This is a genomic window from Azoarcus indigens (genome assembly GCF_004361735.1).
In the GTDB taxonomy this organism is placed as follows: Bacteria; Pseudomonadota; Gammaproteobacteria; order Burkholderiales; family Rhodocyclaceae; genus Azoarcus; species Azoarcus indigens.
The window spans coordinates 1-2,208 of sequence record NZ_SNVV01000060.1 but is presented as its reverse complement, the minus strand read 5'-3'; the positions used below and the strand labels follow the sequence as shown (position 1 = coordinate 2,208).

The following is a 2,208-nucleotide window of genomic DNA, read 5'->3' as shown; positions in this document are numbered from 1 at the left end:
ACGGACTCCTCTTTCTGAAGACCGATCCCCATCCCCATGAGCACCGGTGGCGCCTATTGGGCGCGGAAAAGGAGGGGGAGTCCATCCCATCAGTCGAGCGGGACAGCCACCAAGCTGTGCTTGGTGGTTCCCTCCGTGCTTCGCACTCCGGCTGCCCCTCACTTCCACGTTAGGCACCACATGCCCTCTTTCTCACTCGGCAGTTCTGAAACAGAAAAGGTGGCGGTTACCGTACGCAACTACGAGCGCGCCGCGACCGGCGATTACCACGATGACAACTGGCTTTCCGTTCGTGTTGAAGTGAGCGCCGGTGCATTTTCTGGAAAGTTTGATGCAGCCTTTCTCACTGAGGATTTCGTCGGCTTCCGTGAGCAACTAGGCGCTCTGTACGACTCGTTGAAGGGAGAAGCAAACTTTGCCACCCTTGAAGAACAGTTGTCGATTCGTGTGGTTGGTGATGGCCGTGGTGGCCTTACAGTCACCGGCGAAGCTATAGATCAACCCAGCATTGGCAACAAGTTGGCATTTGCGTTCGCTTTCGATCAAACAAGTCTTGCGCCCGTACTCCGAGAACTCGATGAAATCACTTCCTCGTTTCCAATCCGTGGTGCCTAACCCGCCGGTCGAGAGGGACCGCCGAGAAGCTGCGCTTCTCGGTTCCCTACGCGGCTTTGCCGCTCCGGCGGCCCCTCACCTAGCACGTTAGGGCACGCCAGAATTCCGGAACATGCCAAAGCGATCGAACGACTTTCAGCGTCTGATCTACCTCGTACGCCTCAATCTCTCGGAAGGCGCAAAGGTCAGCGAATCGAAGATGATGCGCGACCGCTTGACCAAGCGTTTTCGGGAAGTCGACGTCGTCGTTGAAGGTAAGGTTGGATCTCAGCGTGTCTTCGTATCCATCGAGTGTCGCGACCACCAACGGATCGCAGACGTCAGTTGGGTCGACGCTATGAAGGCAAAGCATGACCGCCTAGATACGAATGTCTTGCTACTGGCATCGCGCAGTGGCTTTACCCCGGAAGCTCGTGACGTCGCAAGCAAGTATGGAATTGAGGTTTTTACACTTGAAGACATCGATGACCATGACATTCGCGCGTTACTTGGCCCCAATGGAGAACTTTGGCTAAAGTTCGTGACGATCACCGCTGAGAAGGTGAGCATTCGGGTTGCCCAGGTCGGCCTTCTTGCTCCCGAGACCGTCGCAACTACTCCAGACAATCTGCTCTACCTAGAAGATGGCACTGAACTTTGCCAAACGAAGGAGCTGGTTGATGGGCTCTTGAAGAGTCCTCGTGCTAGAGACTATCTATTGGCCGAGGGCAAAGATGAGCACAAATGGTTCGAGTTCGTTTGGGAGCCACCGAGCGATCAACAGGGGCGCCCCTTGTACATGAAGAAGATCGAGCCAGAAGTAATGAGGCCGGTCGAGTCCATACGCGTCATCGGCCCGTGCAAAGTGGACATTGCCAAGTTCGGCGTACGTCGCGGAAAAATCGGTGACGTTCAGGTTGCTTGGGGAAAGGTCACCATTGCTGGCAATAGCGCGATGGCCGTCGCTACCAAGACGGACACTGGCGAAACCAAGCTGTCAGTCAATTTCTCTGGAGCAGCCAAATGACGCGATCGTGCCCTAACCCGCCGCTCCAGGGGACGCCCGAGAAGCTGCGCTTCTCGGTTCTCTCCGGCCTGCGGCCTCCGGTCGCCCCTGAGCTAGCACGTTAGAGGCCACATCAATGTCCGGAGTTTTCCACATCAGACTAATGTTCGAATGGGGCGGAGGCTCTTTGTGGTGTGGAAATGAAGCAGCACTAAAAGAATTTGATGTCGGCCCAGTGGAAGACAAATTACCCCTAAGCAATGCAATGCTCGAACGGTTAAATGCATTATCGAAATGGCACGACACCGCCTTAAATTGGGAATATCCACCCGACCCAGGCCCTTGGAGCACCGATGAATATACAAAGTTTGAGGCCGAAGCACTTACTTTCTTATCGGAACTTCAGGCAGAGCTTGGCCCTGAGTTTGAAGTAGTTTATGAACCGAGTTAAGGAAGTGCTGAACAAATCATGATCAAGCGCCGGCGGACCGATTTCGAGCGCGTATCAGTGACGACCTTTCGAGTTCGAAGGCATTTTTCGCTTCCGACCGGGTCGGCCACGGGCCGTTGCCCCCGCTTTCGCTCCTTGGTGCCCCATCAGGACGCAC

At 55.2% G+C, this 2,208-nt stretch carries 3 protein-coding genes; all 3 read left to right on the top strand.

Going from position 1 to position 2,208, the window contains the following annotated elements; all coding sequences use genetic code 11:
* Positions 1 to 180: 180 nt before the first annotated feature.
* On the top strand, positions 181 to 615 hold the full coding sequence (locus tag C7389_RS24635) for a WapI family immunity protein (RefSeq protein WP_133595306.1): 435 nt from the start codon (positions 181 to 183) through the stop codon (positions 613 to 615).
* 112 nt (positions 616 to 727) lie between these two features.
* Complete coding sequence (locus C7389_RS24630) at positions 728 to 1,621, top strand: hypothetical protein (RefSeq protein ID WP_133595305.1); 894 nt, start codon at positions 728 to 730, stop codon at positions 1,619 to 1,621.
* Positions 1,622 to 1,736: 115 nt separating this feature from the next.
* Positions 1,737 to 2,051 carry a hypothetical protein gene (locus C7389_RS24625; RefSeq protein WP_133595304.1) on the top strand — a complete coding sequence of 105 codons (315 nt, stop codon included), beginning with the start codon at positions 1,737 to 1,739 and terminating at the stop codon, positions 2,049 to 2,051.
* Positions 2,052 to 2,208 lie beyond the last annotated feature (157 nt).

Coding starts and splice junctions, on each gene's coding strand:
- C7389_RS24635 (WP_133595306.1), top strand. CDS start 181: ATGCCCTCTTTCTCACTCGGCAGTTCTGAAACAGAAAAGGTGGCGGTT.
- C7389_RS24630 (WP_133595305.1), top strand. CDS start 728: ATGCCAAAGCGATCGAACGACTTTCAGCGTCTGATCTACCTCGTACGC.
- C7389_RS24625 (WP_133595304.1), top strand. CDS start 1,737: ATGTCCGGAGTTTTCCACATCAGACTAATGTTCGAATGGGGCGGAGGC.